Annotated in this window: 21 protein-coding genes and 1 other annotated feature; of the genes, 16 read left to right on the forward strand and 5 right to left on the reverse strand. The window is 45.1% G+C overall.

The window, feature by feature from the left end; translation table 11 throughout:
- Positions 1–143: 143 nt before the first annotated feature.
- Complete coding sequence (locus SB752_RS06805; RefSeq protein ID WP_410714931.1) at positions 144–1,217, reverse strand: hypothetical protein; 1,074 nt, start codon at positions 1,215–1,217, stop codon at positions 144–146.
- Positions 1,201–1,725 (reverse strand): RNA polymerase sigma factor, encoded by a 525-nt coding sequence (locus tag SB752_RS06810; RefSeq protein ID WP_410714932.1) that lies wholly within the window; start codon positions 1,723–1,725, stop codon positions 1,201–1,203. Before SB752_RS06810 ends, SB752_RS06805 begins: the two co-directional genes overlap by 17 nt.
- Positions 1,726–1,965: 240 nt before the next feature.
- Here SB752_RS06810 and SB752_RS06815 point away from each other — a divergent pair, with 240 nt between their 5' ends.
- The 8 genes from SB752_RS06815 (at position 1,966) to SB752_RS06850 (ending at position 14,282) form a co-directional block, all read left to right on the forward strand.
- Positions 1,966–2,409, forward strand: a complete 444-nt coding sequence (locus SB752_RS06815; RefSeq protein ID WP_410714933.1) for a MarR family transcriptional regulator — start codon at positions 1,966–1,968, stop codon at positions 2,407–2,409.
- Positions 2,387–2,632 (forward strand): DUF2798 domain-containing protein, encoded by a 246-nt coding sequence (locus SB752_RS06820; protein ID WP_410714934.1) that lies wholly within the window; start codon positions 2,387–2,389, stop codon positions 2,630–2,632. The genes SB752_RS06815 and SB752_RS06820 overlap by 23 nt, the downstream gene beginning before the upstream one ends.
- A 179-nt stretch (positions 2,633–2,811) precedes the next feature.
- The gene (locus SB752_RS06825; protein WP_410714935.1) at positions 2,812–5,910 is read left to right on the forward strand and encodes an ATP-binding protein; all 3,099 of its coding nucleotides are present in this window, start codon (positions 2,812–2,814) and stop codon (positions 5,908–5,910) included.
- Between the two features lie 4 nt (positions 5,911–5,914).
- Positions 5,915–7,018 carry a response regulator gene (locus tag SB752_RS06830; RefSeq protein WP_410714936.1) on the forward strand — a complete coding sequence of 368 codons (1,104 nt, stop codon included), beginning with the start codon at positions 5,915–5,917 and terminating at the stop codon, positions 7,016–7,018.
- Positions 7,019–7,390: 372 nt separating this feature from the next.
- The gene (locus SB752_RS06835; protein ID WP_410714937.1) at positions 7,391–8,080 is read left to right on the forward strand and encodes a phage tail protein; all 690 of its coding nucleotides are present in this window, start codon (positions 7,391–7,393) and stop codon (positions 8,078–8,080) included.
- 195 nt (positions 8,081–8,275) lie between these two features.
- On the forward strand, positions 8,276–12,367 hold the full coding sequence (locus SB752_RS06840) for an S-layer homology domain-containing protein (protein ID WP_410715135.1): 4,092 nt from the start codon (positions 8,276–8,278) through the stop codon (positions 12,365–12,367).
- Positions 12,368–12,693: 326 nt separating this feature from the next.
- Entirely contained in the window at positions 12,694–13,701 is a 1,008-nt protein-coding gene (locus SB752_RS06845; protein WP_410714938.1) for a Gfo/Idh/MocA family protein, read from the forward strand.
- Positions 13,702–13,739: 38 nt separating this feature from the next.
- Positions 13,740–14,282 (forward strand): RNA 2'-phosphotransferase, encoded by a 543-nt coding sequence (locus SB752_RS06850; protein ID WP_410714939.1) that lies wholly within the window; start codon positions 13,740–13,742, stop codon positions 14,280–14,282.
- A gap of 69 nt (positions 14,283–14,351) precedes the next feature.
- Here the strand turns inward: SB752_RS06850 and SB752_RS06855 are convergent, their stop codons facing one another.
- Positions 14,352–14,552 (reverse strand): cold-shock protein, encoded by a 201-nt coding sequence (locus SB752_RS06855; protein ID WP_103105508.1) that lies wholly within the window; start codon positions 14,550–14,552, stop codon positions 14,352–14,354.
- Between the two features lie 219 nt (positions 14,553–14,771).
- Here SB752_RS06855 and SB752_RS06860 point away from each other — a divergent pair, with 219 nt between their 5' ends.
- From SB752_RS06860 to SB752_RS06880, 5 genes are all read left to right on the forward strand, one after another.
- Entirely contained in the window at positions 14,772–15,653 is an 882-nt protein-coding gene (locus SB752_RS06860) for an aminoglycoside 6-adenylyltransferase (RefSeq protein WP_410714940.1), read from the forward strand.
- 85 nt (positions 15,654–15,738) lie between these two features.
- Positions 15,739–16,152 carry a VOC family protein gene (locus tag SB752_RS06865; RefSeq protein WP_410714941.1) on the forward strand — a complete coding sequence of 138 codons (414 nt, stop codon included), beginning with the start codon at positions 15,739–15,741 and terminating at the stop codon, positions 16,150–16,152.
- 180 nt (positions 16,153–16,332) lie between these two features.
- Positions 16,333–16,785 carry a methyltransferase gene (locus SB752_RS06870; protein WP_410714942.1) on the forward strand — a complete coding sequence of 151 codons (453 nt, stop codon included), beginning with the start codon at positions 16,333–16,335 and terminating at the stop codon, positions 16,783–16,785.
- 91 nt (positions 16,786–16,876) lie between these two features.
- Positions 16,877–17,108: a binding site (T-box leader), on the forward strand.
- 103 nt (positions 17,109–17,211) lie between these two features.
- Positions 17,212–18,762: a 2-isopropylmalate synthase gene (locus SB752_RS06875; RefSeq protein WP_410714943.1), complete on the forward strand. Its 1,551-nt coding sequence runs from the start codon at positions 17,212–17,214 to the stop codon at positions 18,760–18,762.
- 161 nt (positions 18,763–18,923) lie between these two features.
- Entirely contained in the window at positions 18,924–20,498 is a 1,575-nt protein-coding gene (locus SB752_RS06880) for a catalase (RefSeq protein WP_410714944.1), read from the forward strand.
- Between the two features lie 84 nt (positions 20,499–20,582).
- Here the strand turns inward: SB752_RS06880 and SB752_RS06885 are convergent, their stop codons facing one another.
- Positions 20,583–21,206 (reverse strand): DUF5701 family protein, encoded by a 624-nt coding sequence (locus SB752_RS06885; protein WP_410714945.1) that lies wholly within the window; start codon positions 21,204–21,206, stop codon positions 20,583–20,585.
- A gap of 192 nt (positions 21,207–21,398) precedes the next feature.
- Here SB752_RS06885 and SB752_RS06890 point away from each other — a divergent pair, with 192 nt between their 5' ends.
- Positions 21,399–22,112 carry a MerR family DNA-binding transcriptional regulator gene (locus SB752_RS06890; RefSeq protein ID WP_410714946.1) on the forward strand — a complete coding sequence of 238 codons (714 nt, stop codon included), beginning with the start codon at positions 21,399–21,401 and terminating at the stop codon, positions 22,110–22,112.
- Between the two features lie 134 nt (positions 22,113–22,246).
- Entirely contained in the window at positions 22,247–24,127 is a 1,881-nt protein-coding gene (htpG, locus tag SB752_RS06895) for a molecular chaperone HtpG (RefSeq protein ID WP_410714947.1), read from the forward strand.
- 58 nt (positions 24,128–24,185) lie between these two features.
- Here htpG and SB752_RS06900 read toward each other — a convergent pair whose 3' ends face one another.
- A complete protein-coding gene (locus tag SB752_RS06900; protein WP_410714948.1) occupies positions 24,186–24,923 on the reverse strand; it encodes a cyclase family protein in 738 nt (245 codons plus the stop codon).
- 191 nt (positions 24,924–25,114) lie between these two features.
- Here SB752_RS06900 and SB752_RS06905 point away from each other — a divergent pair, with 191 nt between their 5' ends.
- A complete protein-coding gene (locus tag SB752_RS06905) occupies positions 25,115–25,891 on the forward strand; it encodes a hypothetical protein (RefSeq protein ID WP_410714949.1) in 777 nt (258 codons plus the stop codon).
- The last annotated feature ends 8 nt before the right edge of the window (positions 25,892–25,899 follow it).

Genomic DNA, 25,899 nt, shown 5'->3' on the forward strand with positions numbered 1-25,899 from the left:
GGTGAACCGATACGGTCGCCTGAGTGATTTTTTTGTTAATGGAAGCTGAGGCCAAAATTAAAAAACAGCGGCAGCCAAAAGGACGAAACAATATCATCCTAAGACCGTCGCTGTTTAATGGAATGGTAATTCCGTTACCGACTCTACCATTTCACAGTGATATTGCTAATATTGCCAATGTCCAAGCTTTGGAGCGTTACAGAAATTTCCGGTTTGCCCTGTTGCTTTAACACATAGCCGCCCCAGTCTCTCCCGCCATAAGCCGTATACCCCGTGATATCCAACCCAAATATGTTTTGGATAAGCGGTTTTGTCACAGAAATAGCCTCATGTATGGACTTGATTTTATAATCCGATACATAACGGGTGGAATAGATTTTTCCGGTTATTGCTCCAACTTTAACGGAATATTTGTCTTTTGTATTACTGAGCGTCCAAACCTCTTCTTTCTTATCTGTTGATTTCGTCGCCTCGGTAAAGGAGAAGCGCTTGTTATTTGATAGATGCATGAGCGATTTTTGCGCGATGGACACAACCTTTTGATCGACATCCGCAGGCTGGTAATTGATCGAGAAAGAGGTCACTTCATTTGTTTTCACGTCGACGCTAACATGCTGATTGTTGATCTGGCTCGGGTGTTTTGAATAAAAAGAAAGGGTTGTTCCTTCCGTGTCTTGAAACAGATGAGCCTGCTCTATATGCACATCTTGCTTTGCTTCCTGAAAAGCAGCTCGTGCAGTATTCGCGTACGATTGGTACATTTCCGGTAATTCATCGCCAGCTATAATTACGGAGACAGTACGAACATCCTTCGTATTCGGTAAAAAAGTTACGATGGCCTCACGATTCTTTGTCCGCACGACAAAGAAATCTGTATCTTGCTCCGTTTCCTCAAATTGAAATTTTTTCGTAATGCCAACGGCTTCAATAGCCTTTTGGGCAGCTGTACTATACGCTTGGTCCACGTTAGAAGTGCTTCCCGTTGTTTCAGCTGGAAATGAGAATGGCTTCATCCAGATAAACACAAAAAACAGTGCACATGTGACTAGTCCGTTTGCCGCCCATACTAAATATTTTCTCTGCTTTTGCTGTGAAAGCATTTTTCGGCGTTCCTCTCGTATGTTCTCTAGTATTTTTTCGTTTCGGTCACCGGCCAGAACCTGCTCAGGGAAATCTTGTAATTCATCCCAAATCATCTGCTTATCTTGTGACGGCATCTGTCATCGCCTCCGTTACAGGAGCATTCTTGCTGTTTTGAACAGCTTTCAATGCCCTATGCAAAGTAATATGTACCTTGGCTTCGCTCCATCCCAATACCTCTGCGGTTTCCGTGCTGGATAAACCCTTGATCCCGCGCAGGATTAGCACGTCCCGATACGACCTTTTCAACTGATTGATGGTGTCATAGAGAATCCGTTTGTTCTCACCAAGCTCCAAAGACTCTTCCGGTGTTTTGTCGCGTGAGACAAGATGCTGCAAGAATAGATCGGGCAACCAGTTTCGCAGTTTTTTCTTGCGTTTCTCATCGATGGCGACATTTCGCGCAATGGCAAAAAGCCACGTCTTTGGGTTCACAATCTCGGTATGCTGGTGAGCTTTTAGGGCTCGGATAAAGGTTTCTTGGACAAGATCATCTATATCCTTTCGCCCTGTGTAGTAGACAAGAAAACGATATACATCATTGCTGTATGCTCGAAACCATTGTTCGATGCGATTGTCATCCAATTGTTTTCCACCTCCAATGTCCACTGTAAAGACGCAGAAAGGGATAAGCATCTTTCAGTTTTATGAGGAAATTTTTTAACTTCACAGAAGAGAGTTGACGAATCCGGATTGGTACAGTAAAGTATGTTATTATTGTTAACTGGTTAACGATGTTGAAGGGTGGTTATATTTTTGTCACCTAGTCAGAAAGAAAAAACACTACAGGCAATTCGGTCATTCATTATACTACGAGAGAAAAAAATGAAAGAGCGCACGACGCAGCTGAGCTCTCTTGAAAATGAGTGGACAATGACACAGCTGCACATCGTCTCACTTATAAAGGAGCATTCCTCCTCGGCGAACAACACTTTTCTCGCCTGTCAGTTACGTCTATCCAAGCCAGCCATTACGAAAGCGGTAAATGGTTTGCTGGAAAAGGGGATGGTCGTATCAGGCAAAAAGGAAGATGATCAAAAATGCGTTTATTACTCGCTAACAGAGGCAGGACAAAGGCTTGCTATCATATATGACGAGCAGCACCAAAAAGTAATTCGGCGATATGAACAAATGCTGAGCTCTTTTCAAGATAATGAATTAGAAGTCATTACACGATTTATGAATGAGTGGACTGGGCTAATCGACAAGCCATTGCTTGTGGATGAAAAAGCAAATTCGGCGAAGGGTGATTGTTTTGAAGATCAATAAAAAATACGAGCATGTTTTGTTTACCTTTTTCATGGCATTCGGGATGTCTTGCCTTATCTCTTTTTTCATGATGGCAGTTAATTTTGGATTCAATTCGCTTTTACTAGAAAAATGGCTGCACGCTTGGCCTATGGCGTTTGCGCTGGCTTTTCCAACTGCCTATTTCTTGCCAAAGGGAATTAGGAAGCTCATGAAGAAAATCACGTTCGTAGAGAGCGAATGATTAGATGTCAATTTAATAAATGTTATCTCATTCATGACGCTTGGATTTCCGAGCGTATTTTTTTGCACAAAGTGCTGTTCATATGAATCTATCTAGTCGAAAATTGTTGAATCGCGCCCAATCTATAAGTAAAATCGAGAAGAAATAGAAAGACGCATCCTCATTAAGGGGCGATACGATTGCTCAAAAGGACCTTCATCATCATATTTATTAGCCTGCTGTCCTTTTCTCTTCTACCATTATCCGTTTTTTGGGATATTGATGAACCGATGAATGACTTGGTTGTTCGACATGGTGTCATGGATTTGAAGGCATGGGATTATGAACACGATAAGCGAATCAAGCTGGATGGCGAATGGGAATTTTATTGGAATCAGCTGTTAACCCCCGAAGACTTCAAGCAAAGAGATAAGCCCTCTCCCACTACTTTCATGACGGTACCCTCTCAATGGAATGGAAAAATAATCGATAACAAGCCATTGCCTGCTTACGGTTATGCTACCTACCGGATGGTCCTCAAAAATGTACCCTACAGTGGAATTTTTGCATTGAAAAAAACAAATATTCGTTTTTCAAGTGCGGTCTATGCAAATGGACATAAACTGTTTGAGGATGGCAAGCCTACTAGTGATGTCACTACATATCGTGCTGGAAATGTCCCGAAGTTCGGCTCTTTTTCAAGCGAAAAAGGAGACATCGAGATCATTGTTCAAGTTGCCAATTATGATTACATCAATTCAGGCATTCCGCTGTCGATTTATTTTGGCGGGCAAGCGGATATGAACGAAATTCAGCAGAGAAACATGGGGTACGAGCTGGGCACTTTTGTTATTTTGGGGACGCTGGCGACGATTTACATCATTTGCTTCATAACCGCGAGCCTGTACGGAAAAAAAGATTATTCCCTGCTGTTCTTCGCTATCGTTTGTTTCCTCTATGCCATATACAGCGGGTTGATCAGTGAGCGGCCGCTTTTGCTGTTTTTTCATCAAGTTTCGTTTGAAGCCATGTACAAATGGAAGGATATTGTTTCCACGATCTGCTTTATTGTTCTCGCCATTTTTTTCTATCAATTGCAAAAGAGCATTATTTCTTTGAAATTTGCACAAATCGTTTCAGCCATTTTAGGAGCCTATCTTCTGCTCATTGTTTTCCTGCCGATTCACGTTTACATGGAATTTCAGGCTTATATTATGATCTTGTACGAGCTGATGTTATTTTGGCTATTAATGAGAACAGCCATTTTATATATCAAAAAAACGAATAACAGCTCCTTTAAATCATTTTTGATGTTCATGGCGATTCTTACGATTAATCTGTATTCCCTTGACCTTATCCTGTTTGCTTTTTCTATCAAAGATAATATTTGGTTAGGGCAGCTTTATATCGTCGCGTTTAATATCATCATGGTCTTCTTGATTGTCCTTCGCTTTTTCGAAGCCTATCATACTATCGATGAGATGAAGGACCAATTGCTTCAATTAGACAAGATTAAGGATGATTTTCTATCGAACACTTCACATGAACTGAAAACGCCGCTCAATGCAATTGTGAGTATTACGGATACGCTGATCAAGGGTGTTGAAGGACCTATAACAGAAAAGCAAGCGTCCAATCTGGCAATCGTCTTAGAAAGCGGGCGAAGACTGACACATCTCGTCAATGAATTGCTTGATTACTCCAAAATGAAGCATGGCGATATTTCGTTGTTTAAAAGCCAGATTGACCTAAAGGCTGCGGTCGATTCGGTCATTGGAATTCACATGTTTTTGCTGGGTGGAAAGCCAATCACGCTGGTAAATAAAATAGCGGAAGATGCTCCACAGGTGTATGTGGACGGGAACCGCTTGATTCAGATTTTGCATAACTTGCTCGACAATGCAATCAAATTTACGGAAAAGGGTATCGTTGAGATAAGTGCCGTTGCTGTCCGCGATAGGATAGAGGTTCGAGTAGCAGACACAGGGATCGGGATTGAGAAAGCGATGCAAGAACGGATTTTCAATGCATTTGAACAGGAAGACGCTTCGGTAACGAAAAATTATGGCGGAACAGGACTCGGGTTGAGTATAACCAAAAAACTGGTAGAGCTACACGGGGGTGAGATTCGGGTAGAATCCAGTCCGGGTCGGGGCTCGGTATTCATTTTCACGATACCCGCAGCCAAAAAAGCAGATCGCACCATCAGACGGATTACGGAGCAGCGCTTGCACCAGCTTCCGCCCAAAACTCACGGAGCTTATCCGATCACTATCAAAGGGATGCGGGATGAAACTATTTTGGTAGTGGACGATGATTTTGCTAATCTGCAAGCGATGATTAATTTGCTCAAGCTGGAAGGGTATTCGATTGTTGTCGTCAATCGCGGTCGATTGGCGCTGGAGGAGCTCAGCAAGAAGACGGATTTCTTTTTGGTTATTTTGGACATTATGATGCCGGACATGTCGGGCTATGAGGTTCTGAGGTTGATTCGCGAGCGATATTCTACCTCTGAGCTGCCTGTGCTGATGCTTACGGCAAAAAATAGAGTATCTGACATGATCGTAACGATGGAAAATGGCGCTAATGAATTTGTCGGGAAGCCATTTGAAGCCGAAGAACTGATGGCGCGGGTGAGAAATCTGACCCGATTGAAAGCATCCGTAAAAATGGCCAAGGACGCTGAAATTGCTTTTTTGCGCTCCCAAATCAAGCCTCACTTTTTGTTCAATGCCTTAAATTCGATTGCGGCACTGTGCATGGATGAACCGCAAAAGGCGGAGGAGCTAACTCTTCAGCTCTCTGAGTATTTGCGAGGCAGCTTCGATTTTAAGCAGCTCGATTCTCTGACGACGATCGAAAATGAATTAAGTCTTGTAAACGCATATATTATGATCGAAAAAGCGCGGTTTGGAAGCAGGCTGCAAGTGGAATATGATATAGAGGCGAATTTGGAGTTTCAGCTTCCACCGCTGATTTTGCAGCCATTGGTAGAAAATGCAATCAGACATGGGCTGATGTCGAATTTCCGGGGTGGGACTGTAAACATATCAATAATGCAGTCGGCGGATAATGCAATCAGATTTACAGTAGAAGACGACGGATGCGGTATGAGTGATAAGAAAATAGAAGAAATCATGGCCACCGATGTTCGCAAAAAAGGAGTAGGGCTGTGGAACATCAGTCAGCGTATCAAGCTTCTTTATGGCAGCAGCATTCGGATTGAAAGCAAAGAAGGAACAGGGACAAAGGTTTCTTTTGACATACCCGCTCTGCCAAAGGTAGAAATGGAGGGGTGAAGCATTGCTGCGAGCAATTATCGTGGATGATGAAGAACTGTCCGTGAAGCGTTTGAAGAAAATATTGTCTGACAACGATATGATAGACATAAGAGAAACGTTTCAAAACCCACTGGATGCGTATGAGTATGCCAAGAACAACAAGATTGATCTTGCCTTTTTAGATATTTCCATGCCGGAAATTAACGGGATGAAGCTTTCTAGGTTGTTGCGTGAATCATATAGTGAGCTTGACATTGTTTTTGTAACTGGGTTTGATGAGTATGCTGTTCAAGCCTTTGACATGAGTGCACTGGATTATTTGATGAAGCCTGTTTCCGCTTTGCGTATGTCCAAAACGCTAGACAAGATTCGAGCAAGGCATCGGATAGAGAAGGCCTCACCGTCCTTGGCTGTTCAGTTGTTTAACGGTCTAAAAATTTATTGGAAGGGTCAAGAGGAGCAGTCCATTAAATTGAGAAGCCCGAAAACAGAAGAATTGTTTGCTTTTCTTATTTACAAAGGCACGGTTAGCCGTGAAGAAATTATCGATACGCTGTGGAGAGAGCTGAAGCATGAAAAAGCATTGAAAAATTTAAACTCCACCTTGTACTATATTCGAAAGGCAATTGGCACAAGTGAAGTGGGCGAGTGTATCCAAGCAGGCAGAAATGAGATTCGGATTGACAAGAGCGTTGTATCCTGCGATTTGTATGAATTTGAACAGGTGATGAAGCAAATCAGGCTCCAGCCATACGATCGAACGGATTTGCTGGAGCGGATCGAAGTGCTGTATACAGGACCGTTTCTAAACGGAAAAGCTTATGAGTGGGCGAGTGAAAAGACAAGACGGCTGGAACAGGAGTACATCTCCTTGTTAGAGGTTGCCGCAAGAAGTCATCTCAACCAAAATCAACTGCATAAATCATTACATTATTTTCGGGAAATTTTAAGAGTAGATGGACTAAGAGAGGATATAAGTCATGAAATCATCCTCTTGTACATCGAGTTGGGGCGAAAGAATGACGCGATCAGGCAATACCGTTTGCTAGAGGAAACCTTGCAGCAAGAGCTTGGGACGCATCCTGATCCGTATATTCAAGACATTATGATGAGCCTGACTAAGTAAATACTGGCTAGATTGAGCCTTAGGAATCGAATGGGATTCCATGGCTCTTTTTTTTTGAAAAACGTCTCGACTTTTTTCAAAAAAGTGGATGTGACCGCTCGCGGTCAAACAAGACGATCATGACCGTTTTGTTTATTCTGTGTTTATCGTAGATTCGTATACTATAGATGTTTTTGTCGAATGGAAGGAATTGGTGACACTCCAATCATTAAAAAATTCGTTAGGAGGGATCTAGCCCGAAGAGTATAAGCAGGTCAATAATGAAAAGAACGATAATCGACTTATTTATAACAATGACAATGTCGAGATCTGGGCGAGCAAGAAGCAAGAGTAAAGCGAGCAATAAACGAGCGATAAAGAGGAGGATTTAGGGTGGGAGCATTTACAGGCGCGATTGTACTTTGGCCACTGGATTGGGCGCCATATGGATGGGCGCTATGCCATGGTCAGGAGCTCAAGGTTATGGAATATCAAGCACTATATTCGTTGCTTGGAAATAAGTATGGCGGGACTGTTAATCAAACCTTTTGTTTGCCAGATTTACGTGGACGAGTTCCAGTTGGAATGGGAGAAGGGCCAGGATTACAAAATCACTCTCTTGCAGCACATGGAGGCAGTGAGACTGTTTCATTGAGCACTGCTCACCTACCTTACCATACACACGCAGCCTCTTTAGAGCAGGTGAATTTCAATGGCACGATTAGTGGAGGAAGCATCAGCGACGGAGAGTGTGAGGTCTCTGTTCCCTTGCCGAAAAATGCAGCGAATGCTCCAGCAGAAACCAACATCCCTAGTACGGATACAAGCCTTGGTATAGTGAAAGTTGGCAGCTCCAATGTGAACATTTATACGAAAAGCGCACCTACGCTTGCTCTGAATCATGAAGCGGTTTCCGCTAAAGGAACAGTAACGGGGAAAGTAACAGGCGGTGTAACAGGAAACCTGACTGGATATGTGAATGTAGAGCCGACAGGAAGTAGTGCTCCAGTTAAAAATATGCAGCCGTATCTTGTGCTGAATTACATTATATGTTTGCAAGGCAATTACCCAACGAGAGACTAGTAGAATCATTCTATCACCCAGAATAGATGGCTGCCGCCGTTTTAAGACAACGTCGGTGGCCTTGTGTATGAAACAAGGAGATTTTTATCATGGAGAGAGGGTTGGTGAATGAAAAGTAAAACGTTTTCAAAGCTCGTTGCCCTTTTTATAAGTGCACTATTACTTTTTCAATTAGTCCCATTTTCTTGGTTTTTCATGGCAGATATAGCCTTTGCAAGTTCTAATCAAAGCAATGTGGCATTGGGGAAGCAAACGACGGCATCCTCCTCTTTGTATATAGACAATGGTGATATACACTACAGCCCAGAGTACGCTGTCGATGGTAATCGGAGTCCTTTTGGTGAGACTTGGACTGAGCGTTGGGAGTCGGAACAAGTACAGTCTTGTTACCATGTGGCCTCTAATGTTTGTACCATCGAAACAAATCCGCCCTGGATACAGGTAGATCTAGGAGGCCCACACGAAATTAATCAATGGGTTGTAGTTGGATATATGGAGTCGAACGGATTTTCGCTTACCGTTAACCGAACGCAAAAAGTTACGATAAAAGGAAGTTTAGATGGCCTTCATTTTGATGAAATTGCCCATTCCAATTCTGGAACGATTGTGGAAGACGAATCTATGATAATTCATGAGGGGCAGTTTGAAGAACCGGTTACGTATCGGTTTTTCCGAGTAGAAGTCAACGAAATGTTTGATTTCGTGGATGAATATTATGCTGCCGTAGCTGAATTTGAACTATATGGCAAGCCAGTTGTGATAGACAACCCGGATACGACACCACCGGCGCTTGCAAATGATGAAATTACGCCCACAAATATAACACAGACGGCAGTAACGCTTACTTGGGAAGCTGCAACTGATAACGTGACGGATACTGAAAATCTAGAATATCGTGTCTATCAATCTACAGATAGCGACATCGATACTATTAAAAATATGGAGGATAATGGAACTTCGTTAGGAAACGGGTTTACTAAAGATATAGAGTCGTTTTCCGTTACAGACCTTGAGCCAGGTACTGCCTATTATTTTAATGTAATCGTAAAAGATGAAGCTGGAAACAAAAGGGCCTATCGAATGCAGAAGGTAAACACCGAAAGTGCAACCCCTGTCATGGGAGGTACGGCAGCTATCTCAGCTATCTCGGGAGCAGCGAAATTCGGCAGCACGCTGACAGCAGATGTGACAGGAATTACGTACACGCCAACAACAACACAGGATGTGCCGTCGTATCAATGGAAACGAGATGGAGACGCCATCTTGGGGGCAAAGAATCCAACGTATACCCTCGTCGAGGAAGACATCGGCAAAATCATCACGTACACCCTAACGGCAGACGGCACCCACGCGACAGGGAGTGTAACCAGCAGCGGCATTGGTCCGGTTGCGAAAGCAGATGGCCCAGGTGCACCGCCTGCACCCGTAGAGAACAGCAAAACAACGACAAGCATTTCGCTGATTGATTCGCCAGGGATGGAATACAGTAAAGACGGAGGAATCACCTGGCAGGACAGCCCACTTTTTGACGGATTAACCTCAGTCACAGACTACAGCTTTGTAATGAGAATCAAAGCAACTGCAACCCATGAGGCTTCTGCAACCAGTCCGGCTACGGCGATTCGGACAGCCGCGCAAATCCCAGTCACCCCTGTCATGGGAGGCACAGCAGCTATCTCGGGAGCAGCGAAATTCGGCAGCACGCTGACAGCAAATTTGACAGGAATTACGTACACGCCGACAACAACGCAGGATGTGCCAACGTATCAATGGAAGCGAGACGGAGACGCCATCTTGGGGGCAAAGAATCCAACGTATACCCTCGTCGAGGAAGACATCGGCAAGATCATCACGTACACCCTAACGGCAGACGGCACCCACGCGACGGGGAGTGTAACCAGCAGCGGCATTGGTCCGGTAGCGAAAGCAGACGGCCCAGGTGCACCGCCTGCACCGACAGAAGCAAGTAAAACAGCAAACAGCATCACATTAACATCTACACCTGGTCAAGAATACAGCAAAGACGGTGGAGTGACTTGGCAAAACAGCCCGATCTTTGAGGGACTATTGCCGAATACGGACTATCATTTTGTGACGAGGAGCAAAGAAACAGCAACCACAGTAGCTTCTCCAAGTAGTCCGAGTGTGACAATTAGAACGACAGGAACGCCGCCACAACCTGGCACTCCTGCTATGGGCGGAACAGCGATGATTACAGGAGAAGCAAAATACGGCAGTACGCTGATGGCGGATCTGACGGGTATTACTTATTCGCCAGCTACAACGCTAGATGTCCCGACACTCCAATGGTTGCGAGATGGAGTAGCGATAGCAGGTGCAACCAATTCAGCTTATAAGCTAACACAAGCGGACATTGGTACAGCGATATCATACACAGTGTCGGCAGATGGTACACATGCAACGGGAACTGTAACAAGTAGTGGGACTAGCCTGGTTGTCAAAGCAGATAGCCCAACAGTTCCAGCAGCGCCGAGTGAAGCCAGTAAAACCGCAACGAGTATTACCTTGCACGGCGTAACTGGTCAAGAATACAGCAAAGACGGTGGCATATCTTGGCAGGACAGTCCGCTTTTCGAGGGGCTTGCCCCAGATACAGACTATCAATTTATTACGAGAATGAAAGAAACAGCTACACATCACCCTTCAGCACCGAGCGCTCCCATTACTATCCGCACATCTCTTTCTTCTCAAAGCTATTCTGTTTCCTATAATGGAAACGGTCATACAGGCGGCAATGCTCCTGTTGATAAGTATGAGTATAAAGAAGGCTCGCGCGTTACAGTACTCGGGAATAGCGGGAATCTGGTGAAGGCGAGGTACACGTTCGCCGGGTGGAATACAAAAGCAGACGGAAGCGGGACTACCTACACAGCAGGGAGCACGTTCATGCTGGGAGCATCCAATGTAATACTTTATGCAAAATGGAATGCTATTTCGGGTGGTGGAGGAAGTGGCGGAGGAGGGGGTGGCAGTAGCAGCGGATCTTCATCGTCACCTGCTACGGGCTCTTCAGATTCTGCTGTAAATGTATGGGTGAATGGAAAGGCGGAAAACGCAGGAACAGTGAAGACAGCTGTAATAAATGGTCAAACTGTCCTGACGATCTTGGTTGATCAGAAAAAGCTGGATGAAAAGCTCACAGCAGAAGGCCAGCATGCGGTAGTAACCATTCCTATGTATGCCAAAAATGACAGCGTCGTGGTTAAATGGAATGGGCAGATGATTTCAAGCATGACGGACAAAAAAACCATACTTGAATTCAAAACAGAGCGTGCAACATATACCTTGCCGGCAGAACAAATCAATCTTGATGCGATCGTAGCGCAGATTGCTGAGCAAGCGGCTTTGCAAGATATCAAAGTGTTGATTGAGATCGCAATGCCATCGGCCGAAACGTTGGAAATGGTGGAGACCGCATCCCAAAAAGGATCATACACGTACACGTTTGTTGTACCTCCGATTACCTTTACAGTAAAGGCTGTATACAATGAAAAAATCATCGATGTTTCCAAATTCAGTGCCTATGTAGAACGTTCGATTGTTATACCAGAAGGGGTTGATCCGAACAAGATTACGACAGGTGTGATCGTCGAACCAGAGGGTAAGGTACGTCATGTCCCTACAAAGGTAGTTGTCAATGATGGAACGTACTTTGCGAAGATGAACAGTTTGACGAACAGTACGTATGCAATCATATGGAACCCTGTACAATTTGACGATGTTACTAGCCACTGGTCAAAACAAGCAGTGAATGATATGGGCTCTCGCATAGTAGTAGACGGAACTGGAAAAGGTGTATTCCACCCGGATCGGCAAATTACTCGCGCTGAGTTTACGGCCATAATCGTCCGTGGTCTGGGACTGAAACCAGAACAAGGCGAGATGATCTATTCAGATGTAAAAGCAACGGATTGGTATAGCACTACGATCAATGCAGCTAATTCATACCAGTTAATCAGTGGTTTTGGAGACGGTACGTTCCGTCCGAATGAAAAAATTACCCGAGAGCAGGCAATGGTTATTTTAGCAAAAGCCATGACACTCACTGGTACGAAGAAATCTGATCAGGGAGTAGAGAAAATCTCTCGAGACTATCCTGATCTAACGCAGGCAGCTGCTTGGGCACAAAAGAGTATTGAAGAATGTCTGCAAGCGGGTCTCGTATCTGGAAGGGCGAATGAGAGTCTTGCTTTAAAAGAGAACATCACAAGAGCCGAGGTAGCAGTACTCTTGCAAAGACTGCTTCAGGCAGCTGACCTCATCTAAAAGGCTAGCGCAGCAAAAAGGTCATCCCTTTAACGTGCATCGTGCTTGGGATGACCTTCTTTTTCTACATTACGTAGCATTTCTACCAGCTTCGAAGCAACAATCTCCTTGTGTGACCAATCCCCATTCCTGGTCACCATCCGAGGATAGAATCAGAAGTGGAATGTTTTTCGTGGTAAGCACGAAGCAAGGAAGAAGTCTGTCGCAATACGGCAGGCTTTTTCTATTTGATGGAAGAAGGAAGGTTCATGCAAAAAAGGAAATCTGCACCCAAAGGATAATAATAAGGAATGCAGAAAAGAAGCAGATCTCAGGGAGGAAATCATATGACCACAAAGGCGAAGCTCTGCTTCATCGGAGCAGGCTTTCATGCACAGACGAACATTTTCCCGGCGGCAGTAGAAGCCGGTGCAGAAATAAAAGCAATTGCTACGAGAAATATCGAACGGTCCGCCTCGGCTCTATTGAAATTTGGAAGCATAGGAACACCTTATGATAGCTATGAACAGATGCTAAAAGAGGAAGATTGCGATGGTGTAGTTGTGGTTGCCCAACCCGCTGACCAAATGATGATTGCCATGGACTGTATTCGTGCGGGTAAAAATGTGTACGTGGACAAGCCGTTGGGGTGGAACGCACAGGAAGCTGCAGAAGTAGCCCAGGCTGCCAAAGAAGCAGGTGTAGTGGCGATGGTAGGCTTCATGAAGCGCTATGCACCGATCTACATGAAGCTTAAAGAGTTGATCAGAGATGAAAAACTGGGGGCAGCTCGTTCGTTTGAAGCGAGATTTGCTGTAGATAGCACGCCGTTTTGTAAAACAGAAGATGAGTTTATGAAGCTGGTCGCTATCCATTTTGTTGATCTCATTCGCTTCTTGTTTGGAGAAGTCGTGCAGGTCAGTGGCTTTTCCAATAACCGAAACGAGCATATTTCGCAGACGCTTTCGGTGCAATGTGCAAGCGGAGTCGTTGGCAGTGTTCATTTTTCGGGGATGACTGCGTGGTCGCGTGAAAGCGAGCGGGTGGTGGTCACTTTTGATCACGGATTTGCCAGCGCCGAAGAGGTCACCACGTTAGCAGTTCATCATTCCCCATCGACAACAGAAAAGACATGGCAATTTCTTGGAGAGCAGGATTATGTCTATACTCCGTCGGCGTCTGCCATGTCAGGAGCATACAGAGATCTTTATTTAAGAGGATTTGTCGGGGAGATGGCTCATTTTATGGAGTGCTGCAAAAATGGTCAAACGCCTGTATCCAGCGCCGAGGATAATATCGGGACGATGGAGCTATGTGACCGGATGCTGTCTGTATTGCAAACGAACATTAGATAACCTGCACAATTGAAACGAAGAAAGGATGTGGCGGGAGAATGGATTACCAAAAATTAAGCAAGGAGCTGTCCTATGCGCTTCGTCACGCGCCGCATGAATACGAGCTTGAGCTGGACGAATACGGCTGGGTAGATATCCAGCAGCTTCTCTATTCTTTGCAGGAGCAGCACGTGTGGCGCCACTTGAACGAGAGCGATTTGCTTACGATGATCGCACAATCGGAAAAGAAGCGTCATGAAATCAAAGAAGGGAAAATCCGTGCTCTCTACGGTCACTCGATCCCGAAAAAAATCGTCAAAGAGAAAAGCGAGCCACCCGAGCTACTTTATCATGGAACTCCAAAAAGGTTTGTCGATGCGATTATGAAGCAAGGGCTTGTTCCAAAAGGAAGACAATACGTCCATCTTTCTGAAGAAACGAAGACGGCTCTGCAGGTCGGCAAAAGAAGAGATGACGCCCCAGTCATTCTGCTCATTCAGGCAAAAAAAGCTTGGGAGGATGGCATCAGCTTTTATCACGGGAATGAGATGGTGTGGTTAGCTGACAAGGTGGACAGTCGGTACATTTCCATCTGGAAATAAGGGCAGAGGTACGTGGCTAAACAAAAAAACAGACTCTAAAAATTAGAGTCTGTTTTATATGTGTGGATATTAAACTTTTTGAACGTTAGAAGCTTGTGGGCCACGTTGACCTTGCTCTACGTTAAAAGTTACTTTTTGACCTTCGTCAAGAGATTTGAAGCCGTCGCCTTGAATAGCGGAGAAGTGAACGAATACGTCTTCTGCTCCTTCGCGCTCGATGAAACCGAAACCTTTTTCTGCGTTAAACCATTTTACTGTACCTTGTTCCATTGTTGTTGCCTCCTAGTGCAATTCGCACATGTGTTACTATCCTTGCTCTTCAGGATGTTCAAGACGAATGTGTTATCTACGCTATCCTTTACTGCGAACAAAAATAATTCCTTATTAGCATAACAGGATTTTGAATGGATAGCAATTTTATTCGAAGAAATTGCGAAATAAAATTGTTGGGATAAGCATCGTGATATGATGAGAGAGGGGTGTCATTCGATGAGAAGTGAAAAAGAAATGCTTGATTTGATCCTTGGAATTGCTGAAAAAGACGAGCGTATTCGGGCTGTTTACATGAATGGCTCCAGAACAAATGCAAATGCACCTAAAGATATTTTTCAAGACTACGATATCGTGTATGTTGTGACGGAAACAGCCTCATTTATCAACGATGAGCATTGTATCGAGCAATTTGGTGATCTGATTATGATACAAGAGCCTGATAAAAATGACCAAATGGTTGGCATACAGATGGATTTTGATCGGTCGTATGGATATTTAATGCTGTTTACCGATGGTAACCGGATTGATCTACATATCGAAACAAAAGAAGCCATGCAGGAGAATTACTTTAAGGATAAGCTCTCCATGCCCCTGCTCGATAAGGACAATTGCTTGCCGCACATCCCTGCCCCGACAGATATCGACTACCATGTGAAAAAGCCAACGGAGGCGCTTTATTTTAGCTGCTGCAATGATTTTTTGTGGTGCCTGCAAAACGTGGCGAAAGGGATATGGCGAGATGAATTGCCGTACGCCAAACGGATGTATGAACTAACGAACAGGGCATCCTTGGATCAGATGGTTTCCTGGTGGATCGGTTCGCGGTATGACTTCCAAATTTCCACCGGCAAGCTGGGAAAATACTTCAAGAACGATCTTCCCGAATCATATTGGGAGATGTACAAAAAGACCTACTCCGATAGCGATTACGAGCATACGTGGGATGCCTTGTTTGTCACCTGTGAATTGTTCCGCCGACTGGCCCTCGATGTGGGGGATTCTCTCGGATTTACGTATCCTGTCAAAGACGATGAAAGCATGATGGAATATTTGAGATGCGTGCGGAATTTGCCTTCTGACGCAAAGGAAATACGGTAGTAAGCATGGAAGTAGAGAGCTATACACATACGTTCTTTTTGATGGTTTATACTACAGTCATGCTAGTGTATGGGAGGAAATGTAAATGCCAAAAGAGCTTTGGATCAACCTGCCCGTGAAAGACCTGAAAAAAGCAAAAGAGTTTTACGCTGCACTAGGATTTTCATTTCATCCACGCCATGAAAAGAGTGACGAGGTAGCTGGACTCATCATCGGAGACCATAAAGTATTGGTGATGCTGTTTCCTGAGAGAGCATTCAAAAGCTTTACACAAAACGAGCTGGCTGACACGAAACAAGGCACGGAGGTATTGTTCTCCATTGATGCACAAAGCAAAGAAGAGGTTGATGAGATGATTCGGAAGGCGAGGCAGGCAGGGGGAACGATATTCGCCGAGCCAAGCGAACAAGGCTTCATGTATGGTGCTGGCTTTGCAGATGTGGACGATCATCGCTGGAATGTCTTGTATATGGACATGAATAAGATGCCACAGGCATAAGCAGATAAGGAATGACGAGACCCTTGGATACTTGTATACCAAGGGTTTTTTGTATGAAAGACAGCCGAAACGCGTGAAAAATGTTTCAATAAAGGTTTTTTGGCTGAGAGGAAGGGGAATCGCGAGGGATGTGGAAAAATATAGAAAAAGAAGAGATGTTATGAAGGGGAGGAACTACGGGTGAGAGTCATGCTTTCCATACAAACGGCGCTATTAGTTCTATTCGTATTACTGGCCGGCTGTTCGACAAATAACAGCGAAACTCAAAATATCGTCTATGAAAATGCTGCGCACAAATTCAAGATTGAGCTTCCAACCACATGGGCTGAAAAGTATGAAATCATCGAGACGGAAAGCAGAGTTGTATTTGTAAATAAAGCGAATAAAGAGGCAGCAGGCGGTGAGCTGTTTCAAATCGAGGTTTGGACACAGGAAAAGTGGAAGGCAGAAGGAGAGGAGCTCGCCCAAATCATCCGTCTAACGAAATTGGCAGAAGCCGGCGATGAGGTCTACACGTTTCGTACACCAACGGATGTGCAATATATGACTACAGATGAGAGCCTGAAAAAAGCGTATAACGATATGTTTCAAGATGTCGAAAAAATCAAAGAGACCTTTCAACTAATCAAATAGCAGCCTAGAATAGCAGTAAAAAATTCACCTGTTGACAATACAGATCACATGCCATATAATTTCCAATAAATTAAGAGTTTCGCAAATAAATCAAAATGTTACGATTAGAAATAGTAGAAGTGCAATGATCTTTCAGAGAGCCGTTGGTTGGTGCGAAACGGTAGTAGAATTCACTTCGAACTCGTCTATGAACAGCTGCCTGACAATGTAGGGTAAGCCGGAATTCCACCGTTACAGGGATAGATGGTGATGGCCATCGAATGAGCTCATTTCGTAAATGAAATGAATTAGAGTGGTACCGCGGGTTCAACCTCGTCTCTATACATAGAGACGGGGTTTTTTTGTTGGTTAAATTCCGGGTTTAACCAACCCCGCTTGATATATAGGGCTTATAAAGAAAAAAATATGGTCTAGGAGGAAATGAAGATGAACCGTAAAATTATCGTGTTGGATACGACTCTGCGCGACGGGGAGCAAGTTCCGGGCGCCAAGCTGAACGTCAATCAAAAGGTGGAGTTTGCCCAGCAGCTAAAGCGTCTTCGTGTAGACATGATCGAAGCCGGTTTTCCTGCCTCATCTGAAGGCGATTTTCAAGCGGTACAGGAGATTGCACGCAGCGTTGGAGACACTGTTTCCATTACTGCCCTCGCACGCGCTGTTAAAGGCGATATCGATTCGGTATACAATAGCATCAAGCTCGCGCAAAATCCTTTCATTCATATCGTTTTAGGCACATCCAACATTCACGTAGAAAAGAAATTCAACCGCTCCAAGGATGCTGTTTTGCAGCAAGGGGTAGACGCGGTAAAATATGCGAAAACATTACTCCCGTACGTGCAATACTCGACAGAGGATGCTTCGCGGTCGGAGTTTGAATATTTGTGGAAAACGATTGAGGCGGTTGTCAAAGCTGGCGCAACAATTATCAACGTGCCAGATACGGTTGGCTACGCCGTTCCTGAGGAATTCGGTGATTTGATCCGCCGTATCAACGATCGTTTGAAAAACCTGAATCCAGATGTGATTCTCAGTGTCCATTGTCATAATGACCTCGGAATGGCGACAGCCAATACACTCAGTGCAGTCAAAAATGGCGCAGAAAAAGTAGAGTGTACGATCAACGGATTGGGTGAGCGGGCTGGTAACACATCACTGGAGGAAGTGGTAATGGGCCTAAAGGTGAGAGAGAACTTCTACCAAGCATCTACAGGTATTAAGACGCCTGAGCTGCTGCGTACCTCCCGTTTGCTCACATACCTGACAGGTTTGGATGTCCAGGTAAACAAAGCCATTACGGGTGAAAATGCTTTTGCCCATTCCTCCGGTATTCACCAGGATGGCTTGCTGAAGGATAAGCAGGTATACGAAATTATCGAGCCAGAAGAAGTCGGAGCAGAGAGCATGGAGCTGATTTTGACGGCTCGCTCTGGACGCCATGCCTTTAAAAATGCCGTCGAAAAGATGGGCTTTGAAATCGGCGAAGCCGAGGACTTTGAGGTGCTGTTCGATAAGTTCCTCAAACTGGCTGATTCCAAAAAAGAAGTATACGACCACGATGTGTTTTACCTGGTGACCAATCACCGGATGATGGATGTAAACAGCGGTCATTTGTATGAGCTGGAAGCCTTCCAGGTCGTAACCAATGACGTGTATCCGACAGCAACCGTGAAGCTGCGCAAAGGCGGAGAAAGCTTCAAGGACAGCGCTGTTGGCGACGGTCCAATCGATGCTCTGTACAGTGTCATCAAAACATTGGTAGGAATAGATGTCGAGCTGAAGGATTACAAAATCAACAGCTTGTCCAGGGGCAAGGAAGCGATTGGACGGGTCAACATCCGCATCGCCTACCAAGACAAGATTTACTCTGGCCGCGCGATGGACACCGATATTATCAAAGCGAGTGCAATGGCCTTTTTGAACGGAATCAATGCTGTCTTGCTCGATGTGACGAACGAGAGCCTCAGCGCTGTGAATTAGTTGATAAATAGCACACAAGACAGGACCACAAACCCGTTGGCATGCCAATGGGTTTTTTGCCTATTGAAAATGAGAGCGAACCAGAATATTTATCCAATCGTAGCGGAAAAATATGGCTTGTATCGTGTCTGTTCAACTACAACGATTCAGGAGGGTTACAGGTGACGAAAGAATCGCAAGACAACCATATTTTGACGAATCGGCAAGGGCATCCCATCACGAATAATCAAAACATCAGAACCGTCGGCAATCGCGGTCCGGGTACATTGGAAAATTACGATTTCATCGAAAAAATCAGCCACTTTGATCGCGAGCGGATTCCCGAGCGTGTTGTTCATGCCCGTGGTGCCGGGGCACACGGCTATTTCGCGGCGTATGGAGCTGTAGGCAATGAACCGGTGTCCAAATATACGCGGGCCAAGCTGTTTCAGGAAAAGGGCAAGCAAACCCCGGTATTCGTCCGCTTTTCCTCGGTTATCCATGGAGGACATTCCCCGGAAACCTTGCGTGATCCGCGTGGCTTTGCCGTCAAATTTTATACAGAAGACGGAAACTGGGACTTGGTCGGCAACAACCTGAAGATTTTCTTTATCCGCGATGCGATGAAATTCCCGGATATGATTCATGCCTTTAAACCAGACCCACTGACAAATATTCAAGACGGTGAGCGCTTCTTTGATTTTTGTGCCAGCTCTCCGGAATCTTTTCACATGGTGACCTTTGTGTATTCGCCTTGGGGGATTCCGGCGAACTATCGGATGATGCAGGGCTCTGGCGTGAATACATACAAATGGGTAAACAGCGAGGGAGAAGCGGTCCTGGTGAAATACCATTGGGAACCGAAGCAAGGTATCAAAAACCTGACGCAAAAAGAAGCAAGCGAAATCCAGGCAACCAATTTCAATCATGCCACACAAGATTTATACCAGGCGATTGAGCGTGGGGAATATCCCGAATGGGAGCTGCTCGTCCAAATCATGAGTGATGGAGAGCATCCTGAGCTAGACTTTGATCCACTCGACGATACAAAGCTATGGCCAGAGGATCAATTCCCGTGGCTGCCAGTTGGGAAAATGGTGTTGAACAAAAATCCGGAAGACTATTTTACAGAGGTGGAGCAGGTCGCATTCGGTACGGGTGTCCTGGTAGATGGTCTTGACTTTTCGGACGACAAAATGCTGCAAGGCCGGACGTTCTCCTATTCCGATACGCAGCGCTACCGCGTAGGTCCGAACTATTTGCAGCTCCCGATCAATTCCCCGAAAAAACAGGTGGCGACGAATCAGCGGGGCGGTCAAATGCAATACGTAGTCGACCTCGCACCCGGGCAAAACCCGCATATCAATTATGAACCGTCCATTTTGGGTGGGCTAAAGGAAGCGACCCAGCCTGGAAAAGAATACACCCCGTTCATTGAAGGTGAGCTGGTTCGCGCATCAATCGACCGGCAAAGCAATACGAAGCAGGCAGGGGAAACGTACCGCAAATTCGAGGCTTGGGAAAAAGACGATCTGATCTCCAATCTGGTCGCTGACCTCGCTCCCTGTGACGAGCGTATTCAAAAGAAAATAATTGCCCTCGCAGAGGAAGCGGACGAGGAGTACGGCAGACGCCTGCGAGAAGGCTTGGAAACAGCGGTGAAGAACGGCTCCAGCCAAAAGCCGCTAGGGAACCGGGGTGGGGATAAAGCGCCCGAGGAGGCTGTTCAGAAGGGGCATGAAGCAGAGCCATATTAAGAAAGTTTTTAGCAGCCAGGAGGAACAAGGCAGTCCTCTTGGCTGCTTTTTTTGTTGCTTCTATATAAAGGCAAAGCTGTTTGTTTATCCAAAGCGGTACTGACAAGATGCCGAACCCAGCCACGTATGAGGATTGCCTGCCCAACACCAGCCAAGCTTCGGCCTGCCTTCACTGATCCATAAAGCAGTCACTCTCTTATCACCGCAGCGAGAACCTAGCAGGGAAAAACCGTTATTTCTCTTTACTACCTCGGGAAAATGGGTGATCAGGGCAACTCCCTCTTCGATTGTTAACGGAGAGCGATTTTCGTTTTTGATCCTCTCCATTGCCAGATTCGGGGTGACATTTAGCGTTTCTTCCCCAGTATCAATATCGACGAGTAAATAGGCGAACCCTTCTGGCAATTCAATTCCGTCGATTGGTGTAAAACGGTTGAGTTCCTCAGAGGCCATGATACTAAACCCGGCTTTATTTTTCCTCGCGACTAGCTGCATCGCTCGTTCCGTGTCGATCCAATCACGTTTGATTACAATAACGAACGGAACCTCCCCTTTTTGCGCGGATACTCCGGCATGCTCCAGCTCCACGACTTTTTGGCAGAGAGGTTCGAACTGCTTTTGGAAGTCCTCTTCACTCTGGCCTGTGATACTGGGATAGCCTTTTTGAATGAGATTGCTGATTTGACGCTCAAATTCTTGCTGTAACATACAGCGCGTCCCTCCTTATATTCCCGTTATGAACTTTTTCTGTAGCTTTGTTGCGAATACGATTTTATCTTACAACAATGAAGCCAATTAGAAGCTTTGATGATTGAAAGTGTTTAATTAAAGAACTTATATTACAATAACCTTATAATCGAACTTTAATCTTTTGAAGAAATGGACGCGAGGTGAACACGATTGATAAGACCGATTGACATCGCGAGGAGACTTAGGCTTAGCACGAGTACCTTACGTAATTATGAACGACAAGGACTTGTTCCACCCAGTCAGCGTTCCTCAACGGGCTATCGGATGTATACACAAGAACATCTCGCTTATTTCGAATGTATTGAGGCGATGTCTCCAGGCTTCGGGATGGAAATAACGGCACAGGTAGTTCGAGGGCTGCAAGCAAAACAGGTGGATTCAGTCCTCTGGCTGGTTACGAATTCGCAAGCGGATTTGTACCGTGATCGACAGTTGGCGGAGAAGAATATTCAGATGCTGGAAAGCCAAGAGAAGGAGACGAGCAGCAGGGAAGTGAGCATAGAACAAGAGTGGATGACCATCGGTGAGGCTTCGGCAGAGACCTCGATACCCGCCTCAACCATACGGCACTGGGAAAAGATAGGGCTGATTACATTAGGGCGTGATCCGCAAAATGGCTATCGCAGGATCAATCATTCGCAGCTGCGTAAAATTTCGCTTTTGCGCACTTTGCGTTCGGCTGTTTATTCGGATACAGTTGTTAAGCTCAAAGAGGCTATCGCAGAGCTGAATCATGCAGATGTAGTCCACGCGAGAAAAATTGCCCAAGAGACAGCACAATATTTGGACAAGATGAATCAAAAACAGCTGCGTGGCATGCACTATTTATTTATCTTGTGCCAATCCCTTCAGCTGTTAGAGTAAGAACACATATTGACAGAAAAATGGAAGACTGCTATAAAAATAATGAATAGCACTCTCGGGGTGAGAGTGCTAACATAGGCATATGACCACAAAACAAACTCTTTCATGACGTAGCTGAGAAGGGAGCAATTTGAATGGAAAAGAAGCAGTTTCAAGCAGAATCTACCCGACTATTGGATATGATGATCAACTCCATCTATACGCAAAAAGAAATCTTTCTCCGTGAGCTGATCTCCAATGCAAGTGATGCGATTGACAAGATTTACTACAAGGCACTGACAGATGAGAGCTTGGTTTTTGATAAAGAAAAGTACTTCATCAAGGTGAGCGTGGACAAGGAAAACCGGACGCTGACGATTCGCGACACCGGGATCGGTATGACAAAAGACGAGCTGGAAAATCACCTCGGTGTGATCGCCAAGAGTGGTTCTTTGTCATTCAAAAAAGAGAATGAATCCAAAGAAGGCTACAACATCATCGGTCAATTCGGTGTCGGCTTTTATTCCGCTTTTATGGTTGCCGATGTTGTTACCGTAATCAGTAAAGCGCTTGGCAGCGACAGTGCCTACAAGTGGGAATCGAGCGGGGCAGAGGGCTACACGATTGAACCGTGGGAAAGTGATTTTGTCGGTACAGAAATCACGCTGAAAATCAAAGAGAATGCTGAAGAAGAAAGCTACGACGAGTATCTGGAAGAGTACCGCCTCAAAGCGATTATTAGAAAATACTCTGACTTCATCCGTTATCCGATTAAAATGGATGTCGTGCAAAAGCGACCAGTCGAAGGCAGTGAGAATGATTTTGAAGAGTATGTAGAAGAACAAAACGTCAACAGCATGGTTCCGATCTGGCGTAAAAACAAGAACGAGCTGACGGATGAAGACTACGAGCAATTCTACACCAGCAAGCACTATGGCTTCGACAAGCCGCTAAAGCATATTCATATCAGCGCGGATGGGGCAGCGGTCTATCAGGCAATTCTCTACATCCCGGAGAACATTCCGTTTGACTACTATTCCAAGGAGTTTGAAAAAGGTCTGGAGCTGTATGCCAATGGCGTGCTGATCATGAACAAATGTGCCGATCTGCTCCCAGACTATTTCAGCTTTGTCAAAGGAATGGTAGATTCGGAGAGCTTGTCTCTGAACATTTCCAGAGAGATGCTCCAGCATGACCGTCAATTGAAGCTGATCGCAAAAAACATTGCCAGCAAAATCAAGAGCCAGCTGCAAAGCATGCTGAAAAATGAAAGAGAGAAGTACGAGCAGTTCTACAAAGCATTTGGACGCCAGCTGAAATTCGGAATCTACAGCGATTTCGGAGCGCACAAGGACGTCCTGCAAGACCTGATCATGTTCTACTCTTCGAAAGAAAAAGCACTGGTCACGCTGGATGAGTACGTATCCCGTATGCCAGAGGATCAGAAATACATCTACTACGCATCTGGAGAATCGATCGAACGCATCGACAAGCTGCCACAAACGGAGCTTGTTGCGGATAAAGGCTACGAGATTTTGTACTTCACAGAGGACATCGACGAATTCGCGATCAAAATGATCATGAACTACAAAGAAAAAGAGTTCAGATCCGTATCCAGCAGCGATCTTGGAATAGAAGCAGACGAGAGCGACAAGGACGCCGATGCAAATAGCGAGGACAGCAAGGAGCTGTTTGACTACATGGCGAGCCAGCTGTCCGGTAAAGTAACCAAGGTCAAAGCGTCCAAGCGTTTAAAATCACATCCGGTATGCTTGTCTACTGAGGGTGAAGTCACGATTGAGATGGAAAAAATCTTGAACGCGATGCCAAACAACCCGAATGTAAAGGCTGATAAGGTGCTTGAGATCAATATTCAGCACGATGTATTCCAGTCGTTGAAGGACGCCTATGCTAACGACAAAGAAAAGCTGAATCTGTACACGAATCTGTTGTACAGTCAGGCGCTTTTGATCGAAGGCTTGCCACTGCAAGACCCGGTTGAGTTTACAAACGATATTTGCAAAATCATGGTGTAAAAGCGATAGAAAAACACGCCTGCGAGGAAGCGGGCGTGTTTTTAGGTTTGTACGGAGATTATGGCAAAATGGCAAAGGAGCGCACAGGGAAGCCGGATGCTTTTTCCGGTTTGGGCACGATATTAAAAATAATTGCACCTATTGCAGGGACCTTGTCTAAATTCTTCAGCAATTCTACCTGATATGTGTCTTGCTCAAGTACATAATACTCACCAAGCAGTGCACCGTTTTTCAGGTAATCGATGCTCGCGTCCGTATCAAACGTTTCATGCCCAACCGCTTTGATTTTTCTTTCCTGGAATAAAAACTGGAGGGCTTCAAGCGACCAGCCTGGCGCATGGTTATTACCGTCCGCATCCTTGTTGTTGAATGCTTCTTTATCCGGCCAACGTTTGCTCCAGTCTGTACGCAGGGCTACGAACGTTCCTTCCTCGATCTTGCCGTGCTCATCCTCGAATTTCAGAATATCGTCCACGCTGATGGAATAATCGTGATTCGCTTCGGCTTCTTTGGATTTATCGATCACAACGAGTGGCAGCACAAGCTCTTTCAAATCCAATTCATCCAAAAACCGTTTGTTCCGCACGAAATGAATCGGAGCATCTAAATGAGTGCCATACTGCCCCGCAAATGAAAAGCGTTGAGCAAAAAAGCCGTCATCATGATTAAACAACGTCGTAAATTCAGCATCGGCAAAGGCGGAAAAATGAGGAGATTCCGGACCAAATGTATGTGTCAGGTCCACCCACTCTTTTTCTTTCAATAATTGGAATGCTCTGATTAATTCGTTTGCCATAAGCTCACCTCATCCTCGTTCCCTTGTAAGATTGCTCGAAAGTGATTCACATGCTTGTTACCATTATCTTACACGGTTTTATATCCGAGTAACAAGGTGTGAATTTAAAAAGTGCCAGAAAAATATATGTAAATATGTGGCAAACGGTTGTCGGAATACGTCTTAGTAAGAGAATGTACGGAGGTGAAAGAATGAAATCTGCTCTCATTTCTTTGACGCTCATGTTTTTAGTGGAGGGAACCGCTTACTCGGAGGAGCCGCAGCAGAAGCCCCGAAAAGTGCCAATGCTGATCCAGCTTACGGAAAACTGTATCAGTAAGATGGAGGAATATGATTACGAGCTAAAATGGAATGACATCAGGTATATGTGGAATCGGGAATCAGACACGAGTGAGCTTGAGAAAGGAAAAAAAATCGCTGAGGTATCACTTAAACTGGGTGGTAATGTCTGCCCCGGATATCGAATCCAAAATGGTGATGCGACTTGGGCAGAAATTGGAACTCCAATCTCTCAAGTGAAAGGCTACGATGAAAGGTTCCGCCTCTTTGTTGGCGATGATCTATACGAAGCCCTGGATGGTCCAGATGCAAAAACAATGGGAGATTTATTCGATGTGGCTGGAAAAGTAAAAAAGGTGACACTGGAGTACACAAAAGTAAGCCAGGAAGTAGCTTATGAGGATGATCACTACTCTGTTGATTTTTCGGAAAAGGACAGTGTTCATTTTGCCGAAAGCTTTGTGAACCTGGACTATATTCCCTTTGAAGAAATGTACAAGAAGCGATCACATAATCGAGAATCAGAATATGTTGTCCGATTTTATCTTCATGACAACTCCAGCTTTACCGTATTGTACTGGCTCGATGAGAACGCCTTTACGAGAGGATATGGAGATGACACGATAAAAAGAATCGTTGAGAATTATGTAGATAGGCTTCAAAAAGTCGAACGTGATCCAGAGGGATAGAATGCAAA

This window comes from Brevibacillus sp. SIMBA_040 (assembly GCF_046535075.1).
Lineage (GTDB): Bacteria > Bacillota > Bacilli > Brevibacillales > Brevibacillaceae > Brevibacillus.

Bases quoted from the DNA above. Each gene is read 5' to 3' on its own strand.
- SB752_RS06805 (WP_410714931.1), bottom strand. From the start codon at position 1,217: ATGCCGTCACAAGATAAGCAGATGATTTGGGATGAATTACAAGATTTC.
- SB752_RS06815 (WP_410714933.1), top strand. From the start codon at position 1,966: ATGAAAGAGCGCACGACGCAGCTGAGCTCTCTTGAAAATGAGTGGACA.
- SB752_RS06840 (WP_410715135.1), top strand. From the start codon at position 8,276: ATGGCAGATATAGCCTTTGCAAGTTCTAATCAAAGCAATGTGGCATTG.
- SB752_RS06845 (WP_410714938.1), top strand. From the start codon at position 12,694: ATGACCACAAAGGCGAAGCTCTGCTTCATCGGAGCAGGCTTTCATGCA.
- SB752_RS06850 (WP_410714939.1), top strand. From the start codon at position 13,740: ATGGATTACCAAAAATTAAGCAAGGAGCTGTCCTATGCGCTTCGTCAC.
- SB752_RS06855 (WP_103105508.1), bottom strand. From the start codon at position 14,552: ATGGAACAAGGTACAGTAAAATGGTTTAACGCAGAAAAAGGTTTCGGT.
- SB752_RS06860 (WP_410714940.1), top strand. From the start codon at position 14,772: ATGAGAAGTGAAAAAGAAATGCTTGATTTGATCCTTGGAATTGCTGAA.
- SB752_RS06865 (WP_410714941.1), top strand. From the start codon at position 15,739: ATGCCAAAAGAGCTTTGGATCAACCTGCCCGTGAAAGACCTGAAAAAA.
- SB752_RS06875 (WP_410714943.1), top strand. From the start codon at position 17,212: ATGAACCGTAAAATTATCGTGTTGGATACGACTCTGCGCGACGGGGAG.
- SB752_RS06885 (WP_410714945.1), bottom strand. From the start codon at position 21,206: ATGTTACAGCAAGAATTTGAGCGTCAAATCAGCAATCTCATTCAAAAA.
- htpG (WP_410714947.1), top strand. From the start codon at position 22,247: ATGGAAAAGAAGCAGTTTCAAGCAGAATCTACCCGACTATTGGATATG.
- SB752_RS06900 (WP_410714948.1), bottom strand. From the start codon at position 24,923: ATGGCAAACGAATTAATCAGAGCATTCCAATTATTGAAAGAAAAAGAG.
- SB752_RS06905 (WP_410714949.1), top strand. From the start codon at position 25,115: ATGAAATCTGCTCTCATTTCTTTGACGCTCATGTTTTTAGTGGAGGGA.